This is a genomic window from Maribellus maritimus, from assembly GCF_022267315.1.
GTDB lineage: Bacteria > Bacteroidota > Bacteroidia > Bacteroidales > Prolixibacteraceae > Draconibacterium > Draconibacterium maritimum.
This window is the reverse complement of record NZ_JAIKLE010000049.1, coordinates 1-15,886: the sequence shown is the minus strand read 5'-3', so window position 1 is coordinate 15,886 and position 15,886 is coordinate 1. Positions and strand designations below refer to the sequence as shown.

At 38.2% G+C, this 15,886-nt stretch carries 15 protein-coding genes; 5 read left to right on the top strand and 10 right to left on the bottom strand.

Translation table 11 applies throughout. The features are described 5' to 3' along the window. Positions 1 to 55: 55 nt before the first annotated feature. The 3 genes from K5G00_RS26005 to K5G00_RS25995 form a co-directional block, all read right to left on the bottom strand. A complete protein-coding gene (locus K5G00_RS26005; protein ID WP_238769433.1) occupies positions 56 to 565 on the bottom strand; it encodes an OmpH family outer membrane protein in 510 nt (169 codons plus the stop codon). A gap of 189 nt (positions 566 to 754) precedes the next feature. Then, on the bottom strand, positions 755 to 1,969 hold the full coding sequence (locus tag K5G00_RS26000) for a dipeptidase (RefSeq protein ID WP_238769432.1): 1,215 nt from the start codon (positions 1,967 to 1,969) through the stop codon (positions 755 to 757). Positions 1,970 to 2,087: 118 nt separating this feature from the next. Next, a complete protein-coding gene (locus tag K5G00_RS25995; protein WP_238769431.1) occupies positions 2,088 to 2,993 on the bottom strand; it encodes a hypothetical protein in 906 nt (301 codons plus the stop codon). A 152-nt stretch (positions 2,994 to 3,145) separates the two neighbouring features. Here K5G00_RS25995 and K5G00_RS25990 point away from each other — a divergent pair, with 152 nt between their 5' ends. Continuing rightward, the gene (locus K5G00_RS25990; protein ID WP_238769430.1) at positions 3,146 to 4,225 is read left to right on the top strand and encodes a DUF3810 domain-containing protein; all 1,080 of its coding nucleotides are present in this window, start codon (positions 3,146 to 3,148) and stop codon (positions 4,223 to 4,225) included. Positions 4,226 to 4,254: 29 nt separating this feature from the next. Here the strand turns inward: K5G00_RS25990 and rlmN are convergent, their stop codons facing one another. The 4 genes from rlmN to galE form a co-directional block, all read right to left on the bottom strand. After that, positions 4,255 to 5,280, bottom strand: coding sequence for a 23S rRNA (adenine(2503)-C(2))-methyltransferase RlmN (gene rlmN, locus K5G00_RS25985; protein WP_238769429.1), 1,026 nt, complete (start codon positions 5,278 to 5,280; stop codon positions 4,255 to 4,257). 111 nt (positions 5,281 to 5,391) lie between these two features. Next, positions 5,392 to 6,993, bottom strand: coding sequence for an amidase (locus K5G00_RS25980; RefSeq protein ID WP_238769428.1), 1,602 nt, complete (start codon positions 6,991 to 6,993; stop codon positions 5,392 to 5,394). Between the two features lie 123 nt (positions 6,994 to 7,116). Continuing rightward, entirely contained in the window at positions 7,117 to 8,169 is a 1,053-nt protein-coding gene (rfbB, locus tag K5G00_RS25975; RefSeq protein WP_238769427.1) for a dTDP-glucose 4,6-dehydratase, read from the bottom strand. Between the two features lie 110 nt (positions 8,170 to 8,279). Further along, positions 8,280 to 9,308, bottom strand: coding sequence for a UDP-glucose 4-epimerase GalE (gene galE, locus K5G00_RS25970; RefSeq protein WP_238769426.1), 1,029 nt, complete (start codon positions 9,306 to 9,308; stop codon positions 8,280 to 8,282). Between the two features lie 152 nt (positions 9,309 to 9,460). Between galE and K5G00_RS25965 the strand changes: the two genes are divergently transcribed. Beyond that, complete coding sequence (locus K5G00_RS25965) at positions 9,461 to 10,777, top strand: HU domain-containing protein (protein ID WP_238769425.1); 1,317 nt, start codon at positions 9,461 to 9,463, stop codon at positions 10,775 to 10,777. A gap of 151 nt (positions 10,778 to 10,928) precedes the next feature. Continuing rightward, the gene (locus tag K5G00_RS25960; protein ID WP_238769424.1) at positions 10,929 to 11,846 is read left to right on the top strand and encodes a sugar phosphate isomerase/epimerase family protein; all 918 of its coding nucleotides are present in this window, start codon (positions 10,929 to 10,931) and stop codon (positions 11,844 to 11,846) included. A gap of 7 nt (positions 11,847 to 11,853) precedes the next feature. Here the strand turns inward: K5G00_RS25960 and K5G00_RS25955 are convergent, their stop codons facing one another. Beyond that, positions 11,854 to 12,399: a nitroreductase family protein gene (locus tag K5G00_RS25955; protein WP_238769423.1), complete on the bottom strand. Its 546-nt coding sequence runs from the start codon at positions 12,397 to 12,399 to the stop codon at positions 11,854 to 11,856. 148 nt (positions 12,400 to 12,547) lie between these two features. On the opposite strand from K5G00_RS25955, the gene K5G00_RS25950 reads away from it, so the two are divergent. Both K5G00_RS25950 and K5G00_RS25945 read left to right on the top strand, forming a co-directional pair. Then, positions 12,548 to 12,757 (top strand): dodecin family protein, encoded by a 210-nt coding sequence (locus K5G00_RS25950; RefSeq protein WP_158866771.1) that lies wholly within the window; start codon positions 12,548 to 12,550, stop codon positions 12,755 to 12,757. 148 nt (positions 12,758 to 12,905) lie between these two features. Further along, positions 12,906 to 13,856, top strand: a complete 951-nt coding sequence (locus K5G00_RS25945; RefSeq protein ID WP_238769422.1) for an aldo/keto reductase — start codon at positions 12,906 to 12,908, stop codon at positions 13,854 to 13,856. A gap of 56 nt (positions 13,857 to 13,912) precedes the next feature. Here the strand turns inward: K5G00_RS25945 and K5G00_RS25940 are convergent, their stop codons facing one another. Further along, complete coding sequence (locus K5G00_RS25940) at positions 13,913 to 15,346, bottom strand: sulfatase family protein (protein ID WP_238769421.1); 1,434 nt, start codon at positions 15,344 to 15,346, stop codon at positions 13,913 to 13,915. 271 nt (positions 15,347 to 15,617) lie between these two features. After that, on the bottom strand, positions 15,618 to 15,886 hold a 269-nt coding region (locus K5G00_RS25935), incomplete at its 5' end, for a nucleoside phosphorylase-I family protein (RefSeq protein ID WP_238769420.1).

Sequence of the window (15,886 nt, the reverse complement as noted above, 5' to 3'; positions counted from 1 at the left end):
CAGATGAAATCATAACTTAAAACTAAAAGGAGACGGAACAACAATTAAACAAAGTTTATTTTAATTCATCCAAGACCAATGGATTGATATTTTGGCTGTTTGCAGAATGGAAAACAACCGAACCGCTGCTCAAATCCAGGATATACGTAAAATTATTTCTGGTGGCTACCCGTGTGATTGCATCATTTAATTTACTATAAACCGGCTGCATCAATTCCATATTTCGCTTTTGTAATTGCTGTTTGGCCTCCTGATTAAATTCCTGAATTTTACCGGCAGCTTCAATCAACTCTTTTTGTTTTGTATTTTTTAAAAATTCAGAATAAGATTCTTGTTCAACTTCATATTTCTGAACATTCTTTTCATGTTCTTCAATTAGTTCATTGTAAACATTTTCTATTTCTTCAGCCTCTTTGTTAAGAATTTTCCGGATACTATCCATTTCCGGCATTTTCATTACAATTTCGGTGTAATTAATATGACCAATTTTTAGCGATTCCTGGGCAAAACTATGACTAATAAAAAAAAACAATCCGATTAGAAGTAAGGTAGATTTTTGTTTCATGATTCAGTAAGATTTAGTATTAATTTTCATCTTACTAAATTGGTAATGTTTTGAAATTTAATGTTTTAATAAGCGTTAAATATTTAAGGCCAGTGGTTAATTGATGACAACAAAAGTTATAATCTGTAAAACCTTGTTTAAGATCAATAAAAGTTGTTAAAGGATTTTGTCTTTTGCTTATTTAAGAATTTAGTTGGCATGTTTTTCAACTTCAGCAAAAACACGGAAAAAATTTCCTCCCCAAACTTTTTGAATTTCTTCCTCTGTGTAACCACGTTTTATCATTTCTGCCGTTATATTTGGCATTTGGCTCACATCCTGGCAATCAGCCAGTCCGCCTCCGCCGTCAAAATCACTTCCAATTCCTACGTAGTCAATTCCTACCAGGTTTTTTACATAGTCGATATGGTCAACACAATCAGCAACAGTTGGTAATTTTTTTGGATATTTTTCTCCCAGTTCACGCCACTGTTTTCTTACCTCATCCTGTTCGGTTTTATTCATTGTGTTGTAGGTGGTATTAAATATTTTTCTGATTTCTTTTGCTTTTTGATAGCGGATCGTGGTTGTGTCCGGGTCTTTGATATAGTCATCAAGCAGGCAAATCTGAATAACACCTCCGTTTTTTGCCAGCGCTTTAATCATATCGTCAGTCATATTGCGCGGATGGTGTGCAATGCTGCGAACACTCGAATGTGAAGCAATAACAGGAACTTTGCTTTGTTCAATAACGTCATAGAATGCTTTGTCTGAAATATGCGACACGTCTATCATCATGCCAAGTTTGTTCATTTCTTTCACCACCTTTTCTCCAAATTGGCTTAATCCATTGTGTTCCGGTCCCCCCTTGTCGGTTGAAGAGTCACAGATGTCGTTATTTGACGAGTGACTGAGTGTAATATATCTGACCCCTCGGTCGTAGAATTCTTTAACCCTTTTGATATCGGTTCCAATTGGAAATCCGTTTTCCATTCCAATATAAATAGCGCGTTTTCCCGTTTCCTCAATCCGTTTTGCATCGTTTGAGTTTATCGCAACTTTCGCAAGATTATTGTATCGTTTACATACAGCGTAAGTGGAATCAATCATTTCGTGGGCTCTTTTATAAGCAGCTTCTGTATTTTCAGAGGTACGTTCCCGCTGACTGGTAAAAGCCGCAAAAAATATCGCATCCAATCCGCCGTCTTTCATTCGCGGAAAGTCGACCCGGCTTTGAGGAGCTTTGTTTTTTCGACCAACATCAAAATCTTCTCCCAGCAGAGCCATCGGAGTATCACAATGAGTATCTACAGTTAGTGCATTTTCATGAATCTTTTTGGTTTTTTCCATATTCTCCTGGCTGGTTGCAGTTGTGAACATCAAAAAAAAGAAAAGAGAAGTAAAAAAGGCAGGCTTTTTAAACATAAGACCGATATTTAAAAATTATTCTTGTTACAAGTATAGAAAAACATTTGATTAAAAGTTTCTCATTCATAAAAAACTTAATAATTTGATTTTTTTGGAAATAAACTATTTTGCACGTTTAAATGGTAAAGTGATAAGCGACCTCAATTTTAAATGTTGTATAGTTGTAGTCCTGCCAACCGGTTTTGTATTCCAGCTTCCAGTCTATTTTTTTCCCTTCTTTTATTAATTTCAATCTGTAAATTATTGGATTATTATATCCTTTTACTCCCATAAAATGATAGGCTCCGTAAGCGAAATAACCGCCAATTTCGTTGGCCAATACAAAGTTGTTATGTTTGACTTTAATACCTGCCTCAAACAACGGCCCTTCGTCCTGTGCCATCTCTACTTTGTTGGTTTGCCATTCGTAAAAGCCACCCATACCGGCAAGTCTTATTTCATCAAAAAACGAATTATAAAGGAAAAAGCTTTTTCCCAGCGAGAGGTAAAAATAGTGAGCCATGCCATCAGTGTAACGCGCGTGCAGAATTGAGCCGGTGGTGGTTTTCATCGAATAATTCAAAACTAAATCAGGCCAGTTACCGCGGTTTTTCATTAGCTGAATAAAAGTACTAATCCACAGGTCTCCGCCACTTGTTTGCCAGCCTTTGTCGTCATAGAAAATTTGTCTTTCGTCGCGTATTTCATTATTCATTCGGAAGGTTTCCGTGGGAAAGCCCCACAATTTGAAAGCCACTTTTTCAGGAACAACGGTCCATTGAAAAGCAAGATAAGAATTTACCGCCGTGTCGCCTTTCATAAAATGCGAATGAATTCCCGCTTCAAATACCGACTGAGTTCCAATTTCAGCATAATCCATTTCCGGAACCGGTAAGGCGTTGGGACCCAGTTTCCCCGGAGCTACCTGAATCCATTTGCTGATGTGACTACTGCCAAAATTTATCCATTCCTTGGTACTTCGGCTCTGACTGTAAGCACTGTAACTCAGAAATAAAAAGAGCAAAACAAAAGAAATCCGCATCTGTGATTATTTTATTTGGTAATTATACACAAAAATAAGTAAGGCAAACAATTATATTTTTCTTTTTAAAAACGACAAATCAGGCAACAGTTTGTTGAATTCATTATCATAAGGTATTTTTAGCTGCGTGAATGAAAAGAACAAAACAAAAAATGAAAAGTTGGATTTTACCCGTACTGGCAATTGTGGTTTTTGCAGTAACTCGAATATTAGCCGGGTTGCCTGATTTTACAGAATTTGCTTATTCTCAGGGTATTTATCCTCATTTGGCATCTTTTATTTCCTTTTTTAGTTGGTTTTTCCCGTTTTCTCTCGACGATTTGTTTTACTTTCTGTTGATTTTGTTGGTTTTTGTATTAATCGTTCTTTTAGTTTTTAAAAAGATACGACTGGTAAAAGCCGGAAAAATTGTTTTAAATGTTTTTGCGTTGGTTTTTATTTTGTTTTACGTTTTTTGGGGATTTAATTATTTTCGCACTGATTTGAATACAAGGTTGAATATTAACGAACAAAAAGTAAACACCGAATATTTTTTGGTCGTTTTTGAAAACCTGGTTAACCAAACCAACAAATCATATTCAAATTTTGAAAGTTTTAATATACCCGAAATCGATAGTTTGGTTGAAGAATCATTTAAGAACTTATCTCCGGCCCTGAAACTAAAATACCCTGCAGGAAAACGAAAGGCAAAAAAGATCACTCTCAGTAATTTTTTTGGTAAAGCCGGGATTTCCGGGTATTTCGGACCGTTTTTTAGCGAAGTTCATGTGAACAGTAAAGTTTTACCGGTAGAATATCCATTTGTTTTGGCACACGAAAAAGCCCATCAATTTGGGGTTACAAGTGAAGCGGAAGCCAATTTTTACGCCTGGATGGTTTGCTCGCAAAGTAGCTCTAAAGAATTACAATACTCGGGAAACCTGGCTCTATTGAGGTATTTCATAAACCAGGGATTCCGATTGGATGGTTTTTCTGAAATTGTGAAAAAGTTGGATGGTGGAGTTCGGGAAGATTATCAGGAGATTAGAGAACACTGGATGACTTTGAGAAATGAGAAGGTTGACAAGATTGCCACAAAAGTGAACGATACTTACTTGAAGACCAATAAAGTAGAAAAAGGAATTGAAGATTACAAAGGGGTGGTAAAATATACTATGGATTTTTCTCTTGATACTGCATTTCAAAAAAGATATAATTTGCCTTTTTCTATTGATGAGATTATTTTGTTTTAAATTGTGTTGTACCGTGGAAAGTCAAGATATTATTGATTTTTCACCAATTCTTTGGTAGAAAGTAATCCGCATGCAGCATAAATATCCTGTCCACGAGAAGCACGAACAGTGGTCAGAATTCCTTTTTGGTTGAGTGCATCTTTAAATTCCTGCATTACTTTGTCTGAAGGACTTTTTAAGGGTGTTCCTGGAACCGGGTGAAAACGAATCAGGTTGATTCTGCATTTTAATCCATCGAGCAATTTTGCCAACTCTTTTACATGCCCGGGAGAGTCATTCAGATTTTCGAAAACAATATATTCAAAAGAAACACGACGTTGTCGGCCAAAATCCCATCGTTTAATTTCAGAAACAACTTCTTCAATCGGGTAGGCAACCTGGACCGGCATTAGATTTTGACGCTCCTGGTTAAAGGGGGTGTGTAAACTTACGGCAAGGTGCGCATCACTTTTTTCAAGAAAAGTAAGCATTCCGGGAATGATTCCGATGGTTGAAACCGTTATCCGGCGCGGACTCATGGCAAATCCCCATTCAGAAGTCAGGATTTCAATACTTTTTAAAACTTCCTCCAGGTTATCAAAAGGTTCACCCATTCCCATGTAAACAATGTTTGTTACCTCTCCTGCTTCTTCAATGCTTTTTATCTGATTTACAATTTCGCCTGCAGATAACTGTCCCTGGAAACCTTGTTTGGCGGTAAAGCAAAACAGACATCCCATTTTGCAGCCCACCTGCGAACTGACACAAACGGTTTTTCTATCGCGTTCAGGGATCATTGCTGTCTCAACAAATTTATTTTGAATGGTGGGGAAGAGGTATTTTTTTGTTCCGTCGGTACTTGCCTGAATTTTTGTAGGCGAAATCAGTCCGAATTCGTATTTCTCGTTTAATATCTTGCGGGCGTTTTTTGAAAGATTCGTCATCTCATCAATCGATAAAATTTCCTTTTTGTAAAGCCAGTCAGCGATTTGTTTTCCCGTAAATTTGGGCAATCCCAACTCAACTACAAGTTCCTGTAATTCAATTAATGTTTTTCCGAAAAGGCTTTCTTTCATCACTAAATTTTTTGCAAAGATAATGAGCGTCTGTTATTTCAACGAGTAAACAGGAAGAAATCCGGATTTCTGTAATTGGGAAAACCGGTTATTTTAGTTATCTCAGAAATTTTATGTCAGCGATTTTATAAATTCCGGAGCTTTCCTGTGTTTTGTAGCCTGCTCAAATGCGTACGCCAGTTTAAGTAGTTTGGGTTCACTCCAGGCTTCGGCAAAAAATGATACTCCAATTGGTAAACCATGTACGTATCCTGCGGGGACAGTAATATTTGGATAGCCGGATATTGCTGCCGGTGACGAACTTCCCCCTCCAAAATGATCACCGTTTACCCAGTCTATGGTCCAGCTTGGCCCATTTGTTGGCGCAACGATTGCATCCAGGCTGTGTTTTTTTAACTCAGCATCAATCCCTTCTTTGCCTGCCAGACTTTTTGATTCCTCCAAAGCATCGAGGTACTCTTTTTCATTCAAATCTCCCTTTTTTTCAGCTTCCTCAAAAATTTCCTGTTCAAACCAAGGCATCTCTTTCGCTGCATTTTCCGAATTGAATTTTATTAAATCGGCTAAACTTTTTGGTTTCGCATTTGAATGACCTTGCAGGTACTTATTCAAATCAGCTTTAAACTCGTATAAAAGTACCTGGTAAGAGGGGCGTCCCGTTTTCCGGCTGTTTTCAAATTCAAACTCCACGACTTCCGCGCCGTTTTCCTGGAGGGTGCGATACACTTGTTTTATAATTTCATCTACATTTTTGTTAAAACCCATCATGTTGGTGGCAACTCCAATTCTTGCTCCCTGTAATCCGTTTTTGTCCAGAAATTGCGTGTAGTCGGAAAATATTTCACCTTTCCCCAAGTGATTTTCTGCGTCTTCGGAATCAAATTCCGCCAATGCTCCCAACAAAGTGGCAGCATCTTTTACTGTGCGGGTCATTGGCCCCGCTGTGTCCTGACTATGTGCAATAGGAATAATTCCGTTCCTGCTCCACATTCCCAGTGTTGGTTTTATTCCAACGATTCCGTTAATTCCGGAAGGACAAACGATTGACCCGTTGGTTTCTGTGCCAATACCAATTGCACACAGGTTGCCGGAAATGGCTGCACCGGTTCCCGAACTCGAACCACAGGGACTTCGGTCAAGACAATACGGATTTCGTACTTGTCCGCCTTTACCGCTCCAGCCACTTGATGAGTTGGAGGAGCGGAAATTTGCCCACTCACTGAGGTTGGTTTTTCCCAGTAAAACGGCCCCGGCTTCTCTCAGCTTTTTAACTATAAAGGCATCTCTTTCAGCAATATTCCCTTCCAAAGCAAGCGAACCTGCTGTTGTTTGCATTTTGTCGGCGGTGTCAATGTTGTCTTTGATTACGATTGGTATTCCATGCAAGGGCCCGCGAACAGTTCCGTTTTTTCGTTCTTCGTCGAGTTGAGTTGCTATTTCCAGTGCATCCGGGTTCAGCTCAATTATCGACTTAAGAATCGGATCAATTTCGTTAATTCGATCGAGATATTTTTGACAAATTTCCATAGAAGACAGTTCTCCTGAAGCCATCTTTTTCTGAAGGTCATCTATGGTTATTTCGTTGAAATCAAAGGGAGTAAAATTTCTTTCTGCCTCTTTTATCTGTTTTTCCGGTTGACAGCCTGCAAAACCGCTTACTGCTATAACAGAGCTGCTTACTGCTGCGGTTTTAAAAAAGTTTCGCCTTTTCATTTTATTCTTTTTTATACCTTACGACAAATTAAAAAGAACTTTCTAAAATTCAAGCGGAAATACAGGAATAAAAAAAGAGATACAGCAGATGGCTCTCTTTTTTTATTTCAAATATTTGTTCAGTTATCTTTTGGAATACTGGTCTTCGTAATATTTCTGGTAGTCGCCTGATGTTACATTTTTCATCCAGTCGACGTTTTTCAGATACCAATCGATGGTTTTTTCAATGCCCTCTTCAAACTGAAGCGAGGGTTCCCATCCCAGTTCGTTTTTAATTTTCGTAGCATCAATTGCGTAGCGCAAATCGTGTCCGGCGCGGTCTTTTACAAAGGTTATAAGTTTTTCTGATTCACCTTTGTCTCGTCCCAGTTTTTTATCCATAACACGGCACATAACACGGATAAGGTCGATATTTTTCCATTCATTAAAACCTCCAATATTGTAGGTTTCGCCGATTTTTCCCTTGTGAAAAATCACATCGATTGCCCGGGCATGATCAACTACCCAAAGCCAGTCGCGCACATTTTCGCCTTTCCCGTATACCGGAAGCGGTTTTTTATTTTTAATGTTATTGATAAAAAGCGGAATAAGCTTTTCGGGAAACTGGTAGGAGCCGTAATTATTTGAACAGTTTGAAATTACTGCCGGAATACCAAAAGTGTCATTGTAGGCGCGAACAAAATGATCAGAGCTTGCTTTTGATGCAGAATACGGACTGTGTGGATCATAACGGGTTTCTTCAGTGAACATACCCTCTTCACCCAAAGAACCGTAGACTTCGTCGGTAGAAATATGATAGAATTTTTTGTCTGAAGAATTGTCCTTCCAAATTTGCTTGGCTGCATTTAGCAGGTTTACTGTTCCAATTACATTCGTAAAAACAAACTCGGTAGGATTCGATATAGATCGGTCGACATGCGACTCAGCAGCCAGATGAATTACACCGTCAAACTGTTTTTCTTCAAATAATTTAAGGATAAAATCTCCGTCAACAATGTCGCCTTTTACAAACTGGTAATTTGGTTTGTCTTCTATGTCTTTCAAATTGGCAAGGTTTCCGGCATATGTTAACTTGTCGAGATTAGTAATTTTATACTCCGGATATTTTTCCACAAACAAGCGAACAACATGTGACCCGATAAATCCGGCACCGCCGGTGACTAGTATATTTTTCATTCGTAAAGGGTATTTAAATTTATTTAAAAATAGCCAAATAAAATAAGAGGTTTTTCCAAAACGGAGAAACCTCACCTAATTTATGCTAAATACTTGTATTTTAAAAATGTTTATTTGATTCCCCGTACTCGTTTTTCCCAGTTCCAGGCCGAAAGTAGTGTTTCTTCCAAGCCTTTTTCTGCCTTCCAGCCAAGTTCATCATTTGCGTAAGTAGTATCGGCCCAAATTTTTTCTACGTCCCCGGCACGGCGGTCGACAATTTTATAATTCAGCTTTATTCCTGTTGCTTTTTCAAAACCTTTTACTACCTGAAGAACTGATAATCCTTCACCTGTTCCAAGATTGAAAACCTCATAATTGGCTTTGTTTTTTTCTTTTAATAAACGTTCAATAGCTACAACATGCGCTTTTGCGAGGTCAACAATATTGATGTAGTCGCGAACAGCTGAGCCGTCAGTTGTATCGTAATCGTAGCCAAAGACTTTCAGTTCATCGCGAAGCCCGGCTGCCGACTGCGTGATAAACGGCACAAGGTTTTGAGGAACTCCCAAAGGAAGTTCACCAATTAATGCCGACGGGTGAGCACCAATTGGGTTAAAATAGCGCAACGCAATACCTTTTAGCTGCGGATAGGCGGCAATCGAATCGCGTAAAATATCTTCATTTACCCGTTTGGTATTTCCGTATGGCGATTCAGCATCTTTTCTTGGTGTTTGCTCTGTTACCGGTAAGACATCGGGCTGTCCGTAAACCGTACACGACGATGAAAAAACAATATTTGGAATCTTATATTTTAACTGGCAATCCAGAATATTAATCAGCGATACCAAATTGTTTCTGTAATAGTGTAACGGGATTTGTACCGACTCCCCAACTGCTTTTGATGCTGCAAAATGGATAATTGCATCGATATTTTGATTTTTATTAAAAAAATCGTCGGTTTTTTGAGTGTCTGCAAGATTAAACTCTTCAAATTGAGGTTTTTTACCTGTAATTTTTTCGATATTATCTAAAACATCAATTCCCGAATTTGAAAGATCATCAACAATAATGACCTCGAAACCTGCATTTTGGAGTTCAACAACTGTGTGTGAGCCGATATAACCGGTGCCGCCGGTAACTAAAATTTTTTGTGCCATTTGTAAAATATTTGAAGAACAAAAATAGGAAATAAATTACACTCTTGAGGCAAATTTTATGGGGAAGAAAGGAGGTTTATAGAAACTTAATTTTGCTTTTTTAATTTCAACTGAAATGTTTTGTATAATTTTACAATCCAAAACAAATAGAAGTGAATTTAGGACCTTTTTTGTACGAACTTTTACTTGATAATGAAACGGTTATCATTCCTGGTTTCGGGGCGTTTATTTCGAATTATAAACCAGCAGAGATTAACAGGGAGACCGGTGAAATTGTTCCTCCGTCGAAGGAAATAGTTTTTAATCAGAATGTTAGGAATAACGACGGTTTGCTGGTTGGTTATGTCTCAAAAAAACAGTCGGTTTCGCATTTCGATGCCCTTCGAATAATTGAAAAAGAGCGCGAAAATATTATTTACCAGCTGGATAAAGGTGAAAAGATAGTTCTTGAGGAAATTGGATATCTTTTGAGAAATGAACGGGATGAGATAGATTTTGAAGCCGCTATTCACGAAAATCTGCTGTTGGATTCATTTGGTTTGGAATCGATATTTTTTGAAGAGGAAGAAGAAGCTGAAATAGTGTATGCTTCTGAAACTGCTGAAATTCAGGAGGAAGAAGAGAGGAAAGTTGAATCTGATGTTTCGGAACAAAATAAAATAGTAGGGAGTGATGACGAAGAATCGATTGATGAGTCGGAAACGGAAGATGAAAAAACAGTCGACCCAGTTATTGCCGGAGAAGAAGTTGAAGAAAAAGAAATAGAATCGACTTTTACGGAGCCTGATGAATCGGATGAAAATGAATTCGCAGAAAATAGAGAAGAAGCGACAGACCAGAATCCTCCGGATGTTGAAACTGTTGCCCAAGATCAAAAGGTAGATGAGACAATAGAAAAGGAAAAGATTGAGGAGGCTGAGCCGGAAGCAGAAGAGGAATTGGTTTTGGAAGATCAGCCGGAAGAAAAACGAAAAAAGCGAAGCTGGTTGTGGTTTTTGTTGATTTTTGTTCCGTTGATCGGAGCCGGACTCTACCTTAGCAAGGATAAACTTTTCCCTGATAAATCCTATAAAATTGTTCTTCAGGAAGACACAGCTGAAAATACTTCGCAATTGGAGGAAAGTGTGCCGCCGTTGGATACCGCTGTAAAAGATTCAACACAAGAAAAACTGGTGGATTCAGTGGATTCATCATTAACAGAGAGCGTTCCTACCGAGGTTGCCGATACAGGCGAGTCAAAATTTTACCTGGTTGGCGGGAGTTTCAAAGAACAGGAAAACGTGGATAAATTTATGGAACAATTTGATGCTGAAGGCTATGAGCCATTTCTTCTGGGAAAAAGAGGAAACTTTTTTATTGTTGCAATCGCTGCTTATCCAACTGAAAGAGAAGCTGTTCTTGCCAGAGATACTTTTATGGAAAAAAATCCTGATTCAGGGATCTGGGTTTTTGAAGATAAATCTGAATAGACCAATTGTCAGGTATTTTGGTGTTTGATTGTTCTCATCTGGGGATGATTGTGATTCAAAACATTTTATCAAAAATAGGATTTGTTTTACAGATCTGAGCAAAAGCTGTAATTTTAGAATCAGATTTTTAAACCAGTAAACCTTTTAAAATATGTTAGATTTAGGATTTGTTAGCGCCATTCTTGCTGAAAGAAGTTTTGAAGAAGTAATAGAATTTGCCTCTCACAATCAATTTAAATGTGTGGAAATTATGTGTTGGCCAAAAGGGAAAGCAGAACGCCGTTATGCTGGTGTTACACACATAAATGTTGATGACACTGACGATGAAAAAGCAGCGGAAATAAAGTCAGTTTTGGAAAAGAATAACGTTTATATTTCTGGCTTGGGCTACTATCCCAATCCACTGGATGCTGATAAAAACCAGGCTGATGTTTATATTGAACACATTAAAAAGGTAATTTGCACTGCGGCTAAATTGGGTATTCCGGTTGTGAATACATTTGTTGGCCGCGATCCGCAGAAAAGTGTAGAGGAAAATCTGGATAAGTTTGCAGAAGTGTGGCCGGCAGTAATTAAGGTAGCGGAAGAGAACCATGTAAAAGTAGGAATCGAAAACTGCCCGATGTTGTTTACCCGCGATGAATGGCCCGGAGGTAAAAACCTGGCAACTACTCCAGCCATTTGGAAAAAAATGTTTGAAATAATTCCGAGCCCCAATTTTGGGTTGAATTACGATCCTTCGCATTTGGTTTGGATGCAAATGGACGAGGTAAAACCCATTTACGATTTTAGTGACAAGCTTTTCCACATTCATTTAAAAGATGTAAAAGTATTTCGTGATAAATTAAACGAAGTTGGAATAATGGCCTACCCGCTTGATTATCATTCTCCAAAAATACCGGGTTTGGGAGATGTAGACTGGCGGGGCTTTTTCTCGGCACTTACCTCTGTAAAATATCGCGGCCCGGTTTGTATAGAGGTAGAAGACAAAGCTTTTGAAGGATCTGAGGAAGATATTCAAAGTGCCATACTTACTGCCCGGAATTATTTAAAACAGTTCCTCGCCTGATAAATAATCAATAGGTATTGAACCCGCAAATCTGCTCAACAGGTTTGCGGATTTTTTTGCGCAGTTTGTAGTCTTTAGGCGGGTATCCCAAAGTAATTACCAACCCTACTTTTCTTTTTTTGGGGATGTTGAGTAGTTTTTTGATTTTCTTTTCGTCGAACCAACCCAAAATGCAGGTTCCCAATTCCAGTTCTGCGGCTTGCAAGCAAAAATGGTCGGCAGCGATACCGATATCGTATTGTGCGTATTCCTGATTTTTTACTTTCCCTCCAAGTTGAGCAATCAATTTTGCTTTTTCAATTACCAAAACAGCTATAACCGGCGCCTCAACTGTAAACTTATTAAATGAAATGGCTTTACTGAATGTGGCTTTGGCTACTTTATTCTTGAGCTCCGGATTGTCAACAATAATTAGCTTCCATGGTTGCGAGTTACATGCCGAGGGAGCGATGTGTACTGCCTCAATCAATTGTTCTATTTTTTGTTTTTCAACAGGCTTGTCGCTGTATTTCCGAACGCTTTGCCGTAGATTAACCAATTCCCGAAAGTCCATTTTTTTCTGTTTAAACGAACAAAATTAAGCTATTTTTAAAAATATCCCTTCTTTCCAAACCCTCAAATAAAACAATCGTAAAAGAGCACAATAGCAGAAATTGAAATCCCGGTTATTTTTTGAATTATTCATCTTAAAATTAAATCTTATGACAGACAGTGTTTATAAAGTAATTGAATTGGTCGGAAGTAGTTCTGAATCGTGGGAAAAGGCAGCACAGAACGCGATAGCACTGGCTTCCGAATCTTTACGCGACCTTAGAATTGCAGAAGTGGTACAAATGGATATGCATATTCATGAAGGAAAAATTAAGTATTACCGAACAAAACTAAAAGTGTCCTTTAAATATGAAGGATAGGGAAAGTTTGCAGAGCCGGAAGATATTCCGGCTTTTTTGTAATTGTATCTGCTGACATATTTCACTGTTTAATGACAGTTTCAGATTTAATAAGAATTTTGCTAACTTAGTGGAAATCAACATTGATAAACCTAAAGAATCATCTAAAATGAAACGAAGAAAATTTATAAGAAACAGCGCTCTTGGAAGTTTGGCGTTAACTATTCCTGCAATCCGGAGTTTTGGGAAAAACTTTTCCGCCTCATATGAATTACCAAAACGGGTATTGGGAAAAACAGGAGAGAAACTTTCGGTCATTGGTTTTGGTGGAATAATGCTGAACGATAACCCACAGGATTTTGCCAATGAGCTTGTGGCAAAAGCTTACGAATTGGGAGTGAACTATTATGATGTCGCTCCGGGTTACGGAACTGCACAGGAACGCCTGGGGCCGGCATTGAAACCTTATCGCAAAAATTGTTTTTTGGCCTGCAAAACTCACGATAGAACAGCAAAGGGAGCGCAAAATGAATTGGAAGATTCGTTGCGAAAACTGGAAACGGATCATTTTGATTTGTATCAATTGCATGCGTTAAGTTCAGTTGAAGAAGTGGAGCAGGTATTTGGTGCAAATGGTGCGATGGAGACATTTGTGAAAGCCAAAAAAGAGGGAAAAGTAAAACATCTTGGTTTTTCTGCTCACTCGGTAGATGCTGCAATGCTGGCAATGAAAAATTTTGATTTTGATTCAATTTTATTTCCGATAAATTTTGCCTGCTGGAATGCCGGAAACTTTGGTCCTCAGGTTTTTGAAGAAGCAGAAAAACGTGGCATGGGAATATTGGCTTTAAAAGCAATGGCATTGACCCGATTGGGTGAAGGGGAGGAAAAAGTATTTAAGAATGTTTGGTATAAGCCCATTCAGGATGAAGAAGTAATGAGAATGGCGTTAAAGTATACTCTTTCAAAAAATATAACCGCTGCAGTGCCTCCCGGTAAAAATACATTGTTTTTGAAAGCATTGGAATTTATGAATGGATATGTGCCAATAACAGATAATGAAACAAAGAGATTATTGGCACTGGCAAAAGAAACAAAACCGGTTTTTATGCACGCTTAAGATATCTCATTTTTTATTAAAAGTCATTCAATAGTTTTTAATTTGAGTGACTTTTTTTATTGTGTCTGTATGCTGTCATTTCTGTCCCAGTAGTAATTCCATTTTTTCATATACTCATTTCCGGGTAAAAACTGGTCGTTTGTTTTTGTAAGCCAGTCCTGTAATTGTTCATCCAAATCCGACTCAATAAATTTGTATTCATCCAAACCCAGCAGGTTATTCATTTGATAGGGGTCTAAAATGTTGTCGTACAATAACCATGGGCCATTTAAATCGCGAACATAGGTAAACTGTTCCGTTCGAACACCCCGGTATTCTCTTCCCCCTCTGGCATAATTCCACTGATGAAAAGGAACAGGACATTGAATAAGTACTGATTCGCTTTCTGCTTTCTCCTCACCTGAAATTACTTTTGAATAATCCTTTCCTTCTACTGTTTCCGGTATTTCAATACCAGACAATCCAAGTAAAGTAGGTAAGATATCGGGCGTGTTTACCGGTGCTTCAATTACCTTCTGTCCGTCGCCAAATTTTTTAGGATATCTCAGTAGAAATGGAACCATCAGCGATTCATCCCATGGCTGCTGTTTTTTTACGTTGCCATGTGAATAAAGCATATCTCCATGGTCAGAAGTAAAAATAAAAATGGTATTTTCTTTGATACCGCTGTTTTCCGTTTCGACAAGTAGATCTTTTAAACAATCGTCAAGTGCTGTCATGTGTGCATAATATCCGGCAATCTCGTTTTTCGCTTTTTCCCGGAGTTCTTCAGGGACATTGGGGCGAATATCAATATCTTCGGGAGAATACATTTGCCGGTATTTCTCCGGAGCAGTTTGGTAAGGTGCGTGTGGTGGTCCCCATGAAAGCATGAGCAAAAATGGTTTCTCTCCTTTTGATTTTTCTTTGATATATTCAATGGCAGATTTTGTTTGAGCAATGGCATCGTAGCCCTCCCATTTTAATTGCTCGGGCGAATCTTCATAATAAAATGAATTGTTGTAGTCGTGCGTACATTCCAACACCTGCCAGAAATCAAATCCCTGCCTTCTTTCTTTAGGTATAAATTTTAAACGGGCTTCAAAAGTTTCTTCTCCCGGTTCGTGGCCGTTTAAATGCCATTTGCCAATGTACCCGGTTTCGTACCCCGCTTTTTTATAGATTTTTGCAATGGTGTTTGCTTCCGGATTAAGTGGTTTGTCGTTGTAAAATACGCCGTTTGTAAGGGGATATTGCCCGGTTAACAGACTTGCGCGGTAAGGGCAACAAACCGGGCAGCCCGAAACGGCATTTTTAAATACTACGCTTTCCTCTGCCAGCCGGTCTATGCTTGGTGTTTTTACAATGGTATTTCCCATGTAACCTAAATCCTGTGCACGCCATTGATCGGCAAAAACGAAAATAATGTTAGGTTTTTCCTGCTTTTCGGGATTACACCCGAGAACAAAGGCTGTAAAAAGAAAAAAGATTAAGTACGCTGATTTGTTCATGTTTTAGTTGGTTCAAATTTGATTTAAAGATAGAATCTGAAATTCATATTACCTACTTATATAAAAGAAAAAGCGGTATCTCTCTGATACCGCTGGGAATTTAGCCAACGAAGCGTGATGGCTGAATTATATAGAACTAACTGAACGGTTAATGAAATTCATAGCTTCAAAACAGTATTTTTAAACAAGCAACATTTATGCCAAATTATTATATAATTTTATGTTCAGCAGCATGTTTTGCTATAAAAAGTAGCAGTATCTGAAAGCTATTTTATAATGGCTGAAACGATGAAATTGTTTTGGTGATTAAGCTGATTACATTTTTTACATTCTGGTTAAATACTTTTAGTACTTCTTCCCAGGTAACCGGAGCTTCATCGGTTTTCCAGCAATCATAATCGGTACTGAGTGCAATGGTTGCATATGGAATTTCAAGTTCGTTGGCCAGAATTCCCCTATTAAAGTGGAGTTTATTTTGATTATTGATTTTTAAAAAATAGTTTTGATAACGGGAATGAGCCAGTTCGAAGCTCGGTGTTT

What these genes read in the sequence shown, in the direction of transcription:
- K5G00_RS26005 (WP_238769433.1), bottom strand. Translation starts at nt 565, where the DNA reads ATGAAACAAAAATCTACCTTACTTCTAATCGGATTGTTTTTTTTTATT.
- K5G00_RS26000 (WP_238769432.1), bottom strand. Translation starts at nt 1,969, where the DNA reads ATGTTTAAAAAGCCTGCCTTTTTTACTTCTCTTTTCTTTTTTTTGATG.
- K5G00_RS25995 (WP_238769431.1), bottom strand. Translation starts at nt 2,993, where the DNA reads ATGCGGATTTCTTTTGTTTTGCTCTTTTTATTTCTGAGTTACAGTGCT.
- K5G00_RS25990 (WP_238769430.1), top strand. Translation starts at nt 3,146, where the DNA reads ATGAAAAGTTGGATTTTACCCGTACTGGCAATTGTGGTTTTTGCAGTA.
- rlmN (WP_238769429.1), bottom strand. Translation starts at nt 5,280, where the DNA reads ATGAAAGAAAGCCTTTTCGGAAAAACATTAATTGAATTACAGGAACTT.
- K5G00_RS25980 (WP_238769428.1), bottom strand. Translation starts at nt 6,993, where the DNA reads ATGAAAAGGCGAAACTTTTTTAAAACCGCAGCAGTAAGCAGCTCTGTT.
- rfbB (WP_238769427.1), bottom strand. Translation starts at nt 8,169, where the DNA reads ATGAAAAATATACTAGTCACCGGCGGTGCCGGATTTATCGGGTCACAT.
- galE (WP_238769426.1), bottom strand. Translation starts at nt 9,308, where the DNA reads ATGGCACAAAAAATTTTAGTTACCGGCGGCACCGGTTATATCGGCTCA.
- K5G00_RS25960 (WP_238769424.1), top strand. Translation starts at nt 10,929, where the DNA reads ATGTTAGATTTAGGATTTGTTAGCGCCATTCTTGCTGAAAGAAGTTTT.
- K5G00_RS25955 (WP_238769423.1), bottom strand. Translation starts at nt 12,399, where the DNA reads ATGGACTTTCGGGAATTGGTTAATCTACGGCAAAGCGTTCGGAAATAC.
- K5G00_RS25950 (WP_158866771.1), top strand. Translation starts at nt 12,548, where the DNA reads ATGACAGACAGTGTTTATAAAGTAATTGAATTGGTCGGAAGTAGTTCT.
- K5G00_RS25945 (WP_238769422.1), top strand. Translation starts at nt 12,906, where the DNA reads ATGAAACGAAGAAAATTTATAAGAAACAGCGCTCTTGGAAGTTTGGCG.
- K5G00_RS25940 (WP_238769421.1), bottom strand. Translation starts at nt 15,346, where the DNA reads ATGAACAAATCAGCGTACTTAATCTTTTTTCTTTTTACAGCCTTTGTT.